Origin of the sequence: Bhargavaea massiliensis, assembly GCF_050480245.1 — a bacterium.
Classification (GTDB): domain Bacteria; phylum Bacillota; class Bacilli; order Bacillales; family Anoxybacillaceae; genus Anoxybacillus.
The window spans coordinates 144,679-159,961 of the sequence record NZ_JBCNEQ010000019.1 but is presented as its reverse complement, the minus strand read 5'-3'; the positions used below and the strand labels follow the sequence as shown (position 1 = coordinate 159,961).

Sequence of the window (15,283 nt, the reverse complement as noted above, 5' to 3'; positions counted from 1 at the left end):
CGATTTTCTTAAAAAAAGGTGATAAAAGGCTTCCCCCTCTTATCACCTTTCGCATGCTTACTCAGCTGTGACAACAGCTTCTTCGCCTTGTTTCGCTTCTAAAATTGCATCAGCAATTTTAGATGTAAGAAGTTTCACAGCGCGAATCGCATCGTCGTTTGCAGGAATGACGTAGTCGATTTCGTCTGGATCGCAGTTTGTATCCACGATTCCGATGATCGGAATGTTTAATTTGCGAGCTTCTGCAACGGCAATGCGTTCTTTGCGTGGGTCGATGACAAACAATGCATCTGGTAATTCTTTCATTTCTTTAATACCGCCTAAAAACTTTTCAAGACGCTCTAATTCTTTCTTTAGTTTTACCACTTCTTTTTTAGGCAATACATCGAATGTGCCGTCTTCAGCCATTCTTTCGATTTCTTTTAAACGTTTAATACGTTTTTGAATTGTTGCGAAGTTTGTTAACGTTCCACCTAACCAACGTTGGTTCACGTAGAACATACCAGAACGTTCTGCTTCTTCTTTTACAGAATCTTGCGCTTGTTTTTTCGTACCAACGAATAAAATTTTGCCGCCGTTTGCCGCAAGTTCTTTTACGAAATTGTACGCTTCCTCTACTTTTTTCACTGTTTTTTGCAAGTCAATGATATAAATACCATTGCGCTCAGTGAAAATGTACTTTTTCATTTTTGGGTTCCAGCGACGTGTTTGATGCCCGAAGTGAACCCCTGCTTCAAGCAATTGTTTCATTGAAATGACAGACATCTTTCATCCTCCTAGACGGTTTTTTTCCTCCGCTCATGTCATTTTTAAGCAAGACTGCAGTGCAGCACCGTTGCTTAAATCGATGAGCGTGTGTATTCACACCAAGTAGAACTATATCATAATTAAAAAACACATTCAACTACTTTTGGTGAAATTTAAGCAAAAGCTCCATTTCTGTCTTGCCACGTTTTAACGTCTTCGCGATTTCCTCGATCGTCTTTCCTTGTTGTTGAAGTTTTAATGCTTCAGAAACGAGCGATTCAACCGATTGTTCTTTCTTCGGTGCTGTTGTCGATAATTCAATCCGATCCACAACTTGCTCGACTGGAAGCAAAACTTGTTCTTCTTGAAAAGAAGGAGGGGCTTCTTTTTTCTTTTGGCGAATAGGCGATGATGTCAATTGTTTAATAAATCGCTCATTTTCTTCTTTAAACTGCATTAAATATGTCGTCATCATCGCTTCCATTTCGCGAATCAGCTCCGCTTGCTCTTTTTCATTTTCTTTAATTTTTATCCATTTTAACGATAAAAGAATAATGAGAAAAAGCGAAATGCCGTGCAAAACGAAGCTAATCATCCATAAAAACGTCGTCATATCATCCCTCTTATCCGATAAAATCAATATGTGTTCCTTTGTAAGGATGTTTGCTTTTTTCTTTTTTTTCAGACTGCTTTTTCCATTTAGCCTGTTCACTTTGTTCCGTCTTCGTCACTTGTTGCCGAATGCGCTCATCTTGTTTTTTCATTTCGGCTGCAAGCTGTTGTTGAGCAAGCTGTCCGTACTGTAGCATATGTTCTTGCCATTTTCCAAGCTCATGCGTTTTCGGCAACGCTACTTGTAACTCGACTAATTTCAAACTCATGTTCTCACTTCCTTCATAAAATGATGAAGGACTGTCATATCGCTTGCTCAATCAGTTTTCGCATTTTAAATAAAGCTTTCGCATGAATTTGGGAAATTCGTGACGTTGACAGCCCCATAATATGACCGATTTCTGTAAACGTCAGTTCCTCTTTGTAAAATAAACTAATGACGAGCTGCTCTTTTTCATTTAATTGTTGAATGACGTTCGCTAATTGGGCAATTCGTTCTTCACGCAAAACGTGTTCTTCTGGCGACGGCGATTGATCATCGCGAATGGTAAACGATGTTTGGTCATCATCATCGTCAAACGGACGCTCATCAAGCGATAAAACATTGGCGAAAAACTGTTCACTCATGACAGCATATACTTCATCTTCTGACATGTTTAATGCATGAGCAACTTCTTTTGCACTTACATCACGCATATATGTTTGTTGCAACTGTTCAATCGTCGCTTCAATTTTTTTTGCTTTTTCCCGCACGCTACGCGGAAGCCAATCTTCTTTACGCAATCCATCTAAAATGGCCCCGCGAATACGAAATGAAGCATACGTGTCGAATTTCAAATCACGTGAAGGATCGAATTTTTCTAGCGCATCGTATAATCCGAATAAAGCTAAGCTTTTCAAATCTTCTTTTTTTACGCTTTTCGGAAGGGATGAGGCAATACGTTGTACGTGATAATCGACAAGCGGCATATATTTTTCAATGAGTTGGTCGCCCGCTTCACGATCTCGGACGTCTATCCACTTTTGCCAGCACAATATATCATCCCCCCTAAGCTACGTTTCAAAAGCTGAATTATTTTTCGTCGCGGTTTAATAATTGACGAATATATTCTGCTACTTTTTCCTGCTCTTCTTCGTTTAGGCTCTCTATCATTTGTTCGATATGTACATCGTCTGATTGTGTGAAAGAGACATTTGACGTTGATGTATCTTTTTGAATAAATGCGATCATCCAACGAATGATAAAAGCAAAAATAAAGAAAACAACAAATGCAATCAACGCACGTATAGTAGACGTCCATATGCTATTTTGCAATAATGAGGAAAACAAGGCGATTATACAGCCGAATAAAGCAAAAATAACGTTAAATTTCCATGTACCAGCCATTAAATTTCCCGTACCCCTTGATTTACTGTTCGAATGAGCAACATGCCTGTTTTCGGATGAAATTCAATCGTCCGTCCACTACTCCCTCCAACATCTTCAGCAACGATCGGGATGCGAAACCGTTGAAGCTGCTCGCGAACAGCATCAACGTTGCGCGGCCCAATGCGCATCATATCTGTCGCTCCTGTACGAAATTGAAACATTTGTGCACCACCAGCCATTTTCGCTTTTAAATGACCGTTTCGTCCCCCTGCCCCGATGACGCGCCGCACTAACTCTTCAATCGCGGTGTCTGCATATTTCGCTACATTCATTTGGTCAGATTTTGCTAACGATGAATCAGGTAACATGACGTGCGCCATCCCTGCCACTTCTTTCGCTTGATCGTACACGACGACACCAACGCACGAACCAAGTCCGCACGTCCGAATGACATGTGGCGCTTTTACAACGTTCATGTCAGCAATTCCGACTTTCACTACTTGGTCAATTTCACTCATCATCGTCCACACCTAAAGCCCGAAAGATGATACGAAATGATTCAGGGTCAGGAAGCAAGAAAAAGTGGCCACTTACACGATCATTCGGTTGATGTTCTTCATGAATAGCCGTATTAATAACAATAACATGATCACCGACGCGCGACATTTCGATTAAGCCGTAGCTTAAAATCGCCCCGATCATATCAATGCTGAGCCCAGGAACAGATGGATATAATTTTAAATGCGTGAAATCTGATAAAGACGATAAATACGAGCCTGCTAAAATGTTGCCAAGCTCTTGCAAGGCAGATAGCGACAGTTCGGAACGATCTTTTTCTAGTTGAAATTGCTCATCGCCGATCATTTGCTGAATAAATCGTTCCGCTTGCTCAATTGATAATACGAAAAACATATTGCCTGGCGCATCTCCTTCAATGCGCAAAAAAACGGCAGCAACGACATTGTCAGCTCCTCCAACAATGTCCATCATGTCATCAAATGAAATCACGCGCGCATCGGGAATCGTCATTTCAATTTTTTTATTCAGTAGCTTCGATAGCGCTGTTGCTGCATGACCCGCACCAATATTTCCAATTTCTTTTAGTATGTCCATATGGACGTCATCCATCCGTTCAAAATATGACATGGACGATTTATCCTTTCTTTGTTTTTAATACTTTTTCTAAGTTTAATAAAATGAATAGACGTTTTCCGATTTTTACAACACCATTAATATAGTCTGCTGTTGTTGCATCAACTACTTCCGGTGGCGGTTCAATCGCTTCTGTCGAAATATCTATCACATCGTTTGCTGCATCAACAATTAAGCCGACTTCAATGTCGTCAAGCGCGATGATAATGACGCGCGTATGGTCAGAAAATTCCGCTTCCTCTAATCCAAAACGCATACGCAAGTCGATAATTGGCGTAACGACTCCACGCAAATTGATAACGCCTTTCACATATTTCGGAACGCGAGGAACGCGCGTAATATGCTGAATTTTTTCAATCGAGCGCACTTGTTGAACCGGAATAGCGTATTCTTCATCTTTTAATTGGAACACGATTACTTTCAGCTCAGCCACATTTCATTCCCCCTCTCGCTTGCCCCTACTTAATTAGCGCGTTGCAATCAATAATGAGCGCGACTTGTCCGTCACCTAAAATCGTCGCCCCAGAAATCGCAAACACGGACGTTAAGTAGTTGCCAAGCGATTTTAACACCACTTCTTGTTGACCGATAAATGAATCGACGACAAGACCGGCCATTTTTTCACCTTTACGCACAATGACGACCGATAAGAAATCGTCCTCTTCTTTGATGACCGGTACTTCAAAAATATCTTTTAAAAATAAAAGCGGAACAACTTTGCCACGGAAATCAATGACTTTTTGATTATGAGCATGTAAAATGTCTTCTTTTTTCACAATGGCCGTCTCGATAATCGATGACAACGGAATCGCATATTTTTCGTTTTGAATTTCAACTAGCATGACAGAGATGATCGATAATGTGAGCGGTAGCTGAATCGAAAAGACAGAGCCGACTCCTTCTTCCGAGTCAATCGATACCGATCCACCAAGCGACTCAATCGTACTTTTTACAACGTCTAATCCGACGCCGCGTCCTGAAATGTCAGATACTTTATCCGCTGTCGAAAAACCTGAAGCAAAAATAAGTTCATATACTTGTTTATCTGTTAAATTCGCTGCACTTTGCTCGGAAATAATACCTTTGCTTATTGCTTTTCTTAATACTTTTTCGCGGCTAATGCCAGCACCGTCATCTTCAATTTCAATAAATACATGGTTGCCGCTATGATACGCTTTTAACCTCACCGTTCCTTCTTCCGGTTTTCCTTTCGCCCGACGCACATCTGGTGTTTCAATACCATGGTCGATGGCGTTGCGCAACAAGTGGACAAGCGGATCGCCAATTTCGTCAATCACCGTACGATCGAGTTCTGTTTCTGCCCCGATAATTTCAAGATTAATTTTCTTTCCTAAATCGCGAGCCAATTGGCGAACCATGCGAGGGAAACGGTTAAATACAGTTTCAACAGGAACCATGCGCATATTTAAAATAATGTTTTGTAAGTCCCCTGAAATGCGTGACATGTGTTCAACGGTTTCATGTAACTCTGGATTGTTTAACTCGCGAGAAATTTGTTCAAGTCGACCACGATCAATAACAAGTTCTTCAAATAAGTTCATTAATACGTCAAGACGTTCAATATTGACGCGAATCGTTTTGTTGCTTACTTGCTTTCCGGTCGCTTTTTCTTCTTGTCCTTCTTGTTTTTTCTCGACAGCTTGCTCGACCGTTTTTTGCTCTTCTTTCTGTTTTTGCTCCATCAGCTGTTCTTGTGCAACAGGTCTATATAAGTCAACCGGTTGGACAAATACTTCTTCTACTTCAGATACTTTCATCATGCGCTTTTGCAATTCATCTTCTGATATTTTTGTCACAACCGTAACAACAAATTGATCATCAAACTGTTCAGCTTCTAGCATTTCAACCGTTGGAACACATTTAATTACTTCTCCGATTTGTTCAATGACTTCAAAAATCATAAATACACGGGCAGCTTTTAATAAACAGTCCGAGCGCAACTTCACCTTCACTTCATAACTGTGAAACCCTTGTTCAGCTGACTGTTTTAAAATCGTATACTCAAATTCGTCATATGTTTGTTCATATGTTGGGGCGCTTTTTTTCGGAGCAACGACTGCTTCTCCTTTTTCAATTTGCTTTAACTGCGCAACGACATCTGTTACGTCACGCTTTCCATCGCCGCCTTCTGCAATGGAAACGACTATCGCTTCTAAATCGTCAACAGCTCGGAAAATGACGTCAAGCAATTCTGGTGTTACAGCAATTTTCCCGTTGCGAATCGCATCAAGGACATTTTCCATTTGATGTGTCAAATTCGCCAAGTCCTCAAATCCCATCGTTGCCGACATTCCTTTTAACGTATGAGCGGAACGAAAAATTTCATTAACGATCGACACGTCATCCGGATTTTTTTCAAGTTCTAACAACTGTTCGTTAATCGTTTGTAAATGTTCTTTGCTTTCATCAATAAACACCTCGAGGTATTGACTCATGTCCATGGTTCCTATCCCCCTCAAACTTGTACGTGCTTCATTACCGCTTCAGCAATGTCATCAACGTGAATGATCTCATCAACAACGTTTGCAGCAATTGCGGATTTTGGCATGCCGAATACGACGGATGATTCAGCAGATTCTGCAATAACAAACGTCTTGCCAGACGCCTTTAACTGCTTTAGCCCCGCTGTGCCATCTGACCCCATTCCTGTCATAATGACCGCAACTTTTTCGTAATTTGTAAGCGCACTTAACGATTCCAACATGACATCAACGGAAGGGCGATGTCCGTTTCGCGGTGCCGCTTCATCGAGATGGATGGCAAGCGATGTGCCGACGCGTTTAACATATAAATGTTTTCCACCTGGAGCAATATATGCTGTTCCTGTTTGAACAATTTCACCGTCTTCTGCTTCTTTGACACGGATGCTACTTAATGAGTCCAAACGGGTTGCTAATGATTTTGTAAATCCTTTCGGCATATGTTGAACAATGAAAATCGGTGCGTCAATAGTTGCCGGAAATTTCGTTAGCACGTGCTGAAGCGCACGCGGTCCCCCTGTGGATGTCCCAATCGCAATAATTTTTTTCTTCCCGCTTACGTTTTGTCGTTCACTTACCTCTATTTTGCTATATTGCTTTTGCGACAACATAGACATTTTTTGCTTCGCCTTCACTGTCCGCAAATTCGCTTCGCTTGCTAAAAGTACTTTTTCGATCATTTTATCTTTAATTTTATATAAATCTAGTGAAATGGCTCCCGAAGGCTTAGCAATAAAATCAACCGCCCCGTATTGAAGCGCTAAAATCGTATTTTCCGCTCCTTCTTTCGTCGTACTTGAAATCATAACGACAGGAAGCGGTTGTTTTTGCATAATATGCTTTAACGTCTCGAGCCCGTTCATGACAGGCATCTCAACGTCTAACGTTACAACATCAGGTTTTAGTTGCTCAATTTTTTGTAACGCCTCTTGTCCGTCACGTGCTGTGCCAACAACGTGCAATCGCGGATGTTCTGACAAAAAGTCGCTAATTAATTTTCGCATAAAAGCAGAGTCATCAACGACAAGCACTTTTGCTTTATTCACAACGATGATAACCTACCTTTCTAAAAAGTATTGACGCAATTTTGCAAAAAAATGAAACGGACGTTTCGCCTGTTCTTCATGTTCTTCATTTGCTAAATAGCGATCTGCCATTTGTACAAGCGCCTTGCTCGCCTTCGCGCCTGGGTCAAACAAAATAAAAGGCGTTTGGCGAATGACGGCAGTGCTTACTATTCGGTCTTCTGGTACATAACCTAACGCATGTAGTTCTTTTCCTAAAAAACGTTTCGCCACTTGTTTTAAACGTTGTAGCGTTTCTACTCCTTCTTTGTCTGAACGTGCCCGATTGACTAGCACATAAATAGGAAGTTGGGGAGCCGCTACATGAATGTATTTCATTGTTGCATACGCATCTGTCAAGGCAGTTGGTTCAGGTATTGTTACAATGAAAATATCATCAACTGCCTTCAACAGTTGAAGACGATCTTCAGACATGCCCGCTCCCATATCAAAAATCATGTAATCGTATTGCTCGGAAACGAGTTGCAATTGTTCAATAAAATATTCGACTTTTTGCTCATCCATATGAAAAATTTCCGTTAATCCCGTTCCCCCTGCAATAAACGATAACTGTTCTGGTCCTGTTTTTATAATATCATGAATGGTGACATTTAGACGAAAAATATCGATAATTGTATGAAATGACGTTTGTCCAAGTAGAATATCGATGTTTCCCATGCCAATATCCATATCAAAAAGCAATACATTTTTTCCGCGTTGACGTAGCGCTAATGAAAAGTTTAACGAAACGTTCGACTTGCCAACGCCACCTTTGCCGCTCAATACGGCAATCGTTTTCGTTTCTGCCCCGTGCTGCATTTTTTTCACGCGTAAACGTAAGCTTTCGGCTTGATCTCTCATCATCGCTGCTCGACCCCAGTAATCATATTTGCAACAAGCTGTGGAGTAGCTTCAACAATATCATCTGGCACGTTTTGCCCATGCGTCATATACGCCGCCCCAATGCCACATTGAACCATCATATTTAACATCGCACCATGTCGACTCGTTTCATCGACTTTCGTGAAAATAAATTTATGAATGGGAATGAGCGAAAACTGTGTATAAATGTCTTTCATATCCCGCCATTTTGCTGTTAGTGATAATACAAGAAACGTTTCCATTTCTTCATTAAAATCAATCATTTTTTTCAAATCGTTCACATATTGGGCGTTTCGGAAATTCCGCCCAGCTGTATCAATAAATACAATATCGTATGATGCCAGCTTTTCTTTCGCTTGACGAAAATCATCGAGATTGTAACATACTTCAAGCGGTACATCCAAAATTTTGGCATATGTTTCCAGCTGGTCAATCGCTGCAATACGATACGTATCAGTCGTAATAAACGCGACTTTTTTCCGATATTTAATGACGCAACCGGCGGCCATTTTCGCAAGCGTTGTCGTTTTGCCAACCCCTGTCGGCCCGACAACATTGACGAATTTTTTTTCAAATGAAATCCCACCAAACGAAAGGGGGGTCAATGTTTTGATAATTTCCTCATGAAGCCATTGCTTCACTTCTTCATAAGGCGCATTTGCTCCAGACGTATACCATCGTTGCAACAACGGAGCCATAAACATCGCCCGCACATCATCGCTTATTTCTTGATCGATTAAATGCCCATCGATCGCTTTTAACGGAGTTGGATAGATTCCCCCCCCTTGTGACAACTGATGAATCGTCGCTTTTAATTCGTGAATTTCTTTTAATAGCTGCTCATCACGCATTGGTTCTGTGCGCTCTTTTCTTTTTTCTTTTATTTTTTGAACAGGCGGAGTGGCTGGTTTCGGATCAACGGCAGCAATCACTTCGATATTTTTTCGGGAAAATAAACCTAAAAACCCTTTTTTATGCACAACTTTCGAATTTAATATCACAGCATCATTCCCGAGCTCGGCTCGAATCATTTTCATCGCTTCAGGCATAGACGAAGCAACAAACTTTTTTACTTTCATTCGATATTCACCACCCCAACGCTTTGAACTTCCACATTTGCTTCAAGTTCATTATACGATAATACCGGAACGTGACGGAAATATCGTTCCGTTAATTGTCTCACATACATGCGCACAGCCGGTGAGCAAAGTAAAATTGGCGATTGATCTTGAAACGGAAATTGTTCAATTTGCATGGCAATCGCTTCAATAATCGCTTGCGAAACGACTGGATCGAGCGCTAAATAATTGCCGTGCTCCGTTTGTTGTACTCCTTCTGCAATCATTTTTTCGACTTTTCCTGATAACGTAATGACGCGTAGCGGCTGACCTTCTACAACGTATTGGCTCGTAATTTGACGAGCGAGCGCTTGACGAACGTATTCAGTTAACAAATCTGGATCTGTCGTCATTCGCCCAAAATCCGCAAGCGTCTCAAAAATGACCGGCAAATTGCGAATCGATACTTTTTCGCGCAATAAATTTGCAAGTACTTTTTGAATATCACCAACCGACAACGGATTTGGTGTCACTTCTTCGACTAAAATCGGATACGATTCTTTCACGTGATCGATTAACTGCTTCGTTTCTTGACGGCCGAGCAATTCATGGGCATGCGCTTTTAACAGCTCCGTTATGTGCGTCGATACGACAGATGGCGGATCAACAACTGTATATCCAAACATTTCAGCTCGCTCTTTCATTTCTTCAGAAATCCATTTTGCCGGCAAGCCGAACGCTGGCTCAACCGTATCGATTCCTTCGATCGAATCATCTTCAATGCCGGGACTCATCGCCAAATAATGATCAAGCAACAACTCGCCACGTGCCACTTCATTTCCTTTAATTTTTAAACGATATTCATTCGGTTGCAGTTGAATGTTATCGCGAATGCGAACAACAGGAATGACAATGCCAAGCTCTAAAGCGAGCTGACGGCGAATCATAACGATGCGGTCTAACAAATCTCCGCCTTGATTGGCGTCCGCAAGCGGAATTAACCCGTATCCAAATTCAAACTCAATCGGATCGACGCTTAATAAACTAACGACGCTTTCTGGGCTTTTCATTTGATCCATTTCTATTTCCTCTTCTGTCTCTTCGGTTGCGGTTTGTGGCACGTTTTCTTGTTTTGTAAATTGATGTGCGCCAAAAGCGAGCAAAGCAGCAATTGGGATCGTTAACAAGTCGTTAATCGGGGTCAACAATCCGAGTAAAAAAATCGTTCCTGCTGTAACGTATAACATTTTTGGATACGCAAGTAGTTGTCGCGTAATATCGGCACCTAAGTTGTCGTCTGAAGCAGCACGAGTGACAACGATACCTGTTGCAGTTGAAATTAATAATGCAGGAATTTGGCTAACAATTCCATCACCAACCGTTAACAACGTATATCGTTTCGCTGCTTCACCTATATCCATACCTTGTTGTACAACCCCAATGACCATGCCAAATAACATATTAATTAATACGATAATAATGCCGGCGATCGCGTCACCTTTGACAAATTTACTTGCACCGTCCATCGCGCCATAAAAATCAGCTTCTTGAGCAATTTTTTCCCGCCGCTCTTTCGCTTGTTGTTCAGAAATGATTCCAGCATTTAAATCAGCATCAATGCTCATTTGTTTTCCTGGCATCGCATCAAGCGTAAAGCGCGCTGCTACTTCGGATACGCGCTCCGCTCCTTTTGTAATGACGATAAATTGAATAATAATTAAAATTAAAAAGACGACAAAACCGACAACAACGTTTCCACCAATAACAAACGTTCCAAACGTTTCAACAACCCCGCCTGCCTCCCCTTTGCTTAAAATAGCACGAGTCGTTGAAACGTTTAAACCGAGGCGAAATAATGTAAGCAAAAGAAGAAGCGAAGGGAAGATCGAAAATTGGAGCGGTTCGCTCATATTCATCGATGTTAAGAGAACGAGCAACGCAAGAGAAATATTAATGATAATGAGGACGCTAAGCAACCACGATGGTAGAGGAATAATGAGCATCGCTATAATTAATACAACCATAATTAATACAGATAAGTCCCTTGCCGACATAAACGTTCTCTCCTGTTCGCATACATAAAATTAAAGTTTATTTTTCATTTTATAGACGTACGCTAAAATTTCCGCCACCGCTTTAAAAAAAGCTTCCGGAATGACCATTCCGACATCTGTTTGATCATATAGTGCGCGGGCAAGCGGGCGATTTTCAACGATCATGACATCGTGTTTTTTAGCGATATCTTTTATTTTTTGTGCCATATAATCTGCCCCTTTTGCAACAACAATCGGAGCGTCTGCTTGCTGTTCATCATACTTTAACGCAACTGCAAAATGCGTTGGGTTTGTAATGACGACATCCGCTTTTGGCACTTCCTGCATCATTCGACGCATCGCCATTTCTCGCTGCTTCTGTTTAATGCGCGATTTAATGAGCGGGTCACCTTCTATCTTTTTATACTCGTCTTTAATCTCTTGCTTTGACATACGAATATTTTTTTCAAAATCATACCGTTGATACAAATAATCGAACAAGGAAAGAAGGAGTAAAGCGACAGAAGCAGCAAGACCCATTTGAATCGTTAAACGTCCAAGCGTTGCCGCAATCGCGCCAATCGATTTATGCGACAGCGATAAAATATCGCCCATGTGCATCCATAAAACAGAAAACGTCACAACGCCAACAAATAACACTTTTAAAATCGATTTTAACAATTCCACGAGCGCACGCAGTGAAAAGATGCGCTTAAATCCTTGAATCGGATCGAGTTTGCTTAGTTTCATTTGCAACGGTTCAGTCGTAAATAAAAACCCGATTTGCACAAAGTTTGCAAACAGGACAGCAGCAATGGCGGCTAAAAAAATCGGACCAACGAGCACCGCCATCTGACGAAGGAGGTCAACAAAAATAAGCTGCACAGAATCGATCGTGACGTCCATGAAAAAATAATGTTGAAACGATTGGTAAAATAGCCGTATAATCGCATTTCCCCACACGTCCGAAGAAAAGGAAAGAATAAGGAAAACGACGAGCATTAAAAAGGCAGCGGTCGCATCAGCACTTTTTGCTACTTGTCCCTTTTTGCGTACTTCTTGCCGTTTTCGCGGCGTTGCTTTTTCTGTTTTTTCGTCAGCAAAAAACTGCAAGTCAACCGACAGCCAGCTCACATTACGTTCCTCCTAATAATTTCATCATGACGCGCATCGACATAACGGTGAGTTCAAACAAATGCTTCGTGACGACGAACATGCTCGAAAACACAACGACAAACAAAACAAAACTGACGATAATTTTCACAGGTAGCCCAATGACAAAAATGTTCATTTGCGGAACGGTTCGCGCCACAATGCCAAGCGCTACATCTACTAAAAATAAGCAACCGACAATCGGAATCGCCATTTGTAACGCGATGACAAACATCGCTTGAAACAAACGAACAACTTGTTCTGCGATTTGTCCGTTTTCAAAAGCAATCAGATGGTCGAGCGGAATGAATCGGTAGCTATAAAAAATACCGTCTAACAACAAATGATGTCCATTGACGGCTAGCAAAAAAAATAAGGCGATCGTATATAAATATTGTCCCATTAACGGGCTTTGTGCTCCTGTTTGTGGGTCAATGACGTTTGCAATCGCAAACCCCATTTGAAAATCAATGAGTCCGCCTGCAATTTGAATGGCCGACATAATGATAAATGCAACAAGACCAATCAAAAGCCCAACAAGCACTTCTTTCATTAGCAGCATCATATACGTTCCGTCAATATCCAATGGCTTTGGATCAAGCGCTAAAAACATCAACCAGCTAACAAAAAAGGCAAAACCGATTTTATGAACGTTCGGTACGTTTCGATAAGAGAAAAGTGGCATCGTTGCAAAAAAGGAAGCGACGCGCGCAAAAACGAGCAAAAAAGTTGGCAAATATGTGTATAGCTCCATACGTCTCATCCTACAAATTTACTTAAATTGCTAAAAATATCGTACGCATACGAAACCATCCGTGAAAGCATCCACGGCCCGAAAAACACAAGGCCGATGAGTACCGCAACAATTTTCGGTACAAACGCCAACGTCTGTTCTTGAATTTGCGTCGTCGCTTGCAAAATGCTGACAAACAATCCAACTGCAAGGGCAAGCAACATGAGCGGACCACATATCACAAGCACCATATATACGCCTCGTTCGGCCACTTGAATGACAAAATCGGGACTCATTTTTCCCACCTACTTTAAAAGCTTTCTAATAATGACTTCACAACTAAATACCAACCGTCCACAAGAACAAATAATAAAATTTTAAACGGCAACGAAATCATCACCGGCGGCAGCATCATCATCCCCATTGACATTAATACACTAGCGACAATCATATCAATGACTAAGAACGGGATGAATAACATAAAGCCTATTTGAAAAGCTGTTTTTAGTTCACTAATCGCAAAAGCTGGCACAAGCGCTGACATCGGAATGTCTTTCACCGTTTTCGGCTGCTCCGCCCCTGCGTAGCTTAAAAATAACGCTAAATCTTTTTGGCGTGTATGTTTGCTCATAAATTCTTTCAACGGTGCTTCCGCTCGTTCATACGCTTGTTCTAAGTTAATTTTTTCATCAAATAATGGTTGTAATGCATCGCGGTTAATTTGTTGAAACGTCGGTGCCATAATAAAAAATGTTAAAAATAGCGATAGCCCGATGATCACTTGGTTTGGCGGCATTTGTTGCGTACCGAGCGCTGTTCTAACAAACGATAGGACGATGACGATGCGCGTAAACGATGTCACCATAATTAAAATGCCTGGCGCAATCGATAAGACGGTTAACAACAATAACAGCTTCACAGATGTCGCTACATTTTCGGGTGCGCTATTGTTAAAAAATTGCATCACTTCATTCATGTCGATCCCTTTCTTTTTCTAGCGCTCTCATCGCTTTTGTTCGCTCATCCGCCAACTGTTGTAACTCCCGATCGAACAACTGGCGAAAACGGGATTCGTTCGTTTTTCGTTGCAAAAGCGATTGGAGCGATTTCCATACGCTCGTATCAAGCAACGAATCAAGACGCGCTTCATGTTGCTTAAGCAGTTCTTCAATTTCTTGTTCATCGGTAATTTCTTTTAATAAGTGAATAGATTCTCCTACACCGACAACAAATACGCGTCGACCGACTTTTACAATTTGAATCGTTCGATTCGTTCCTAAACTTGCCCCGCCTAAATGTTGAATGAGCCCTTTTCGCTCATAAAATCGGTTTTGTTTATTTAACCATTTTAAAAGCGCATATAACAAAAATATAACAAAAGCCGTTGCAACGATGAGTTTAATAAAGTCCCAAACCGTGACCGGAGACGGCTGGACAATCGTTTCGTTTTCGTTTTGTTTTGTATCGTTCGTTTGTTGCTCTTTACACTTTTCTGGATGCTCTAAACATTCTTTTACGCTATTCGTTTGTTCTGCAAAAGCAGGAGAAACTGCTTGCAGAACAACGAATGCGCACAACATGATGATGCGAATATAGCGCAATGAATTCCACCTCTAACCGAGCGTTTTATTAATCGCTTCAATGACGCGATCCGCTTGAAACGGCTTGACGATAAAGTCTTTTGCTCCTGCTTGGATCGCATCAATAACCATCGCCTGTTGCCCCATGGCCGAACACATAATGACTTTGGCGTTGCTATCAATTTTTTTAATTTCTTTAAGCGCCGTAATGCCGTCCATTTCTGGCATTGTAATATCCATCGTTACTAAGTCTGGACGAAACTCTTTATATTTTTCGACCGCTTGCGCCCCATCAGCTGCTTCAGCTACAACTTCGTGTCCGTTTTTCGTTAAAATATCTTTAATCATCATTCGCATAAATGCTGCATCATCAACAATTAAAATTCTCGCCATTCTCCAA

19 protein-coding genes are annotated in these 15,283 nt (G+C 41.3%); all 19 read right to left on the bottom strand.

All coding sequences use genetic code 11. From position 1 onward, the window contains the following. Positions 1-57: 57 nt before the first annotated feature. Positions 58-765, bottom strand: coding sequence for a 30S ribosomal protein S2 (gene rpsB / locus ABEV15_RS05535; protein ID WP_004891029.1), 708 nt, complete (start codon positions 763-765; stop codon positions 58-60). A 139-nt stretch (positions 766-904) separates the two neighbouring features. Then, positions 905-1,360 carry a hypothetical protein gene (locus tag ABEV15_RS05530; protein WP_498852594.1) on the bottom strand — a complete coding sequence of 152 codons (456 nt, stop codon included), beginning with the start codon at positions 1,358-1,360 and terminating at the stop codon, positions 905-907. A gap of 10 nt (positions 1,361-1,370) precedes the next feature. Beyond that, positions 1,371-1,628, bottom strand: coding sequence for a hypothetical protein (locus ABEV15_RS05525; protein WP_498852593.1), 258 nt, complete (start codon positions 1,626-1,628; stop codon positions 1,371-1,373). 34 nt (positions 1,629-1,662) lie between these two features. Continuing rightward, entirely contained in the window at positions 1,663-2,394 is a 732-nt protein-coding gene (locus ABEV15_RS05520) for a FliA/WhiG family RNA polymerase sigma factor (protein ID WP_429631845.1), read from the bottom strand. Positions 2,395-2,431: 37 nt separating this feature from the next. Beyond that, on the bottom strand, positions 2,432-2,746 hold the full coding sequence (locus tag ABEV15_RS05515) for a hypothetical protein (protein ID WP_429631843.1): 315 nt from the start codon (positions 2,744-2,746) through the stop codon (positions 2,432-2,434). Then, on the bottom strand, positions 2,746-3,246 hold the full coding sequence (locus ABEV15_RS05510; protein WP_429631841.1) for a chemotaxis protein CheD: 501 nt from the start codon (positions 3,244-3,246) through the stop codon (positions 2,746-2,748). The genes ABEV15_RS05515 and ABEV15_RS05510 overlap by 1 nt, the downstream gene beginning before the upstream one ends. After that, a complete protein-coding gene (locus tag ABEV15_RS05505; RefSeq protein WP_498852592.1) occupies positions 3,239-3,874 on the bottom strand; it encodes a chemotaxis protein CheC in 636 nt (211 codons plus the stop codon). Before ABEV15_RS05505 ends, ABEV15_RS05510 begins: the two co-directional genes overlap by 8 nt. A 7-nt stretch (positions 3,875-3,881) precedes the next feature. After that, the gene (locus ABEV15_RS05500) at positions 3,882-4,313 is read right to left on the bottom strand and encodes a chemotaxis protein CheW (RefSeq protein ID WP_498852591.1); all 432 of its coding nucleotides are present in this window, start codon (positions 4,311-4,313) and stop codon (positions 3,882-3,884) included. Between the two features lie 25 nt (positions 4,314-4,338). After that, the gene (locus ABEV15_RS05495) at positions 4,339-6,342 is read right to left on the bottom strand and encodes a chemotaxis protein CheW (RefSeq protein WP_498852590.1); all 2,004 of its coding nucleotides are present in this window, start codon (positions 6,340-6,342) and stop codon (positions 4,339-4,341) included. Positions 6,343-6,356: 14 nt separating this feature from the next. Further along, positions 6,357-7,427, bottom strand: a complete 1,071-nt coding sequence (locus ABEV15_RS05490) for a protein-glutamate methylesterase/protein-glutamine glutaminase (RefSeq protein ID WP_498852589.1) — start codon at positions 7,425-7,427, stop codon at positions 6,357-6,359. Positions 7,428-7,439: 12 nt separating this feature from the next. Further along, a complete protein-coding gene (locus ABEV15_RS05485) occupies positions 7,440-8,309 on the bottom strand; it encodes a MinD/ParA family protein (protein ID WP_498852588.1) in 870 nt (289 codons plus the stop codon). Beyond that, a complete protein-coding gene (flhF, locus tag ABEV15_RS05480; protein ID WP_429635260.1) occupies positions 8,306-9,406 on the bottom strand; it encodes a flagellar biosynthesis GTPase FlhF in 1,101 nt (366 codons plus the stop codon). The genes ABEV15_RS05485 and flhF overlap by 4 nt, the downstream gene beginning before the upstream one ends. Next, entirely contained in the window at positions 9,403-11,439 is a 2,037-nt protein-coding gene (gene flhA / locus ABEV15_RS05475; protein WP_498852587.1) for a flagellar biosynthesis protein FlhA, read from the bottom strand. The genes flhF and flhA overlap by 4 nt, the downstream gene beginning before the upstream one ends. 30 nt (positions 11,440-11,469) lie before the next feature. Continuing rightward, complete coding sequence (gene flhB / locus ABEV15_RS05470) at positions 11,470-12,552, bottom strand: flagellar biosynthesis protein FlhB (protein ID WP_498852586.1); 1,083 nt, start codon at positions 12,550-12,552, stop codon at positions 11,470-11,472. Position 12,553: 1 nt separating this feature from the next. Next, the gene (gene fliR, locus ABEV15_RS05465; RefSeq protein WP_429631823.1) at positions 12,554-13,333 is read right to left on the bottom strand and encodes a flagellar biosynthetic protein FliR; all 780 of its coding nucleotides are present in this window, start codon (positions 13,331-13,333) and stop codon (positions 12,554-12,556) included. Continuing rightward, positions 13,330-13,599: a flagellar biosynthesis protein FliQ gene (fliQ, locus tag ABEV15_RS05460; RefSeq protein ID WP_498852585.1), complete on the bottom strand. Its 270-nt coding sequence runs from the start codon at positions 13,597-13,599 to the stop codon at positions 13,330-13,332. Before fliQ ends, fliR begins: the two co-directional genes overlap by 4 nt. Positions 13,600-13,613: 14 nt before the next feature. After that, a complete protein-coding gene (gene fliP / locus ABEV15_RS05455; RefSeq protein WP_429631819.1) occupies positions 13,614-14,279 on the bottom strand; it encodes a flagellar type III secretion system pore protein FliP in 666 nt (221 codons plus the stop codon). Continuing rightward, positions 14,272-14,904: a flagella biosynthesis regulatory protein FliZ gene (fliZ, locus tag ABEV15_RS05450; protein ID WP_429631817.1), complete on the bottom strand. Its 633-nt coding sequence runs from the start codon at positions 14,902-14,904 to the stop codon at positions 14,272-14,274. The genes fliP and fliZ overlap by 8 nt, the downstream gene beginning before the upstream one ends. Before the next feature lie 12 nt (positions 14,905-14,916). Beyond that, positions 14,917-15,276 carry a chemotaxis protein CheY gene (gene cheY / locus ABEV15_RS05445; protein ID WP_003394872.1) on the bottom strand — a complete coding sequence of 120 codons (360 nt, stop codon included), beginning with the start codon at positions 15,274-15,276 and terminating at the stop codon, positions 14,917-14,919. Positions 15,277-15,283 lie beyond the last annotated feature (7 nt).